The organism is Eubacterium segne (assembly GCF_014287775.1).
Classification (GTDB): Bacteria; Bacillota; Clostridia; order Lachnospirales; family Lachnospiraceae; genus Eubacterium_G; species Eubacterium_G segne.
Window position 1 is genome coordinate 1 of sequence record NZ_JACOOZ010000019.1, and the last position, 564, is coordinate 564.

Annotated in this window: 1 pseudogene; it reads right to left on the bottom strand. The window is 37.8% G+C overall.

From position 1 onward, the window contains the following. Positions 1-512, bottom strand: a pseudogene (locus H8S00_RS13690) (transposase); the annotation flags it as partial. Between the last annotated feature and the right edge of the window lie 52 nt (positions 513-564).

Consider the following 564-nt stretch of genomic DNA (forward strand, 5'->3'; position numbering starts at 1 on the left):
ATTTCCTTATCATCAATACTTAACATTTCGTGGAGACATCTTGGTCCATCCCATGGTCTGTCTCCAAAATATACCGTCAGGGTTATTATTCCGGCTATCTTATCTTCTTTCTTAAGCCCTGACAAAAATTCACTGTTATCCCTTAGTTTTCTCTTTCTTCTGTTTTCCTTCGATTTTCTCTCCACCTGGTCGGCGTACCCCATAAAATCATACAGGCCGTTTCTTACCGGCTGGGCATAATGTACATTGGATGCGTTTTCAATTCCCAAAAGCATGTAAACAATATTACCGCTTTTCTTTATGACACACATCTTCTCTAAGTCCCTTACTCTGTCCCTTGTAATTAGCTTTCCATTCTCCCCTTCCATTAATAACAGTTCTTCTGCACTGATTTCCTTTAACATGTCATGTTTTATAATCTGCCTTCCCCCATATATGGCATAGTTAAACACATCTGCAAATCTCACATTATCTGACATGTACTTCTTGGTTGCTATATCCTTGTTTCCCATATAACACCTCTTTCCTTTAATATTTCGAGGTGTATACTATTAGTTTTTCTTA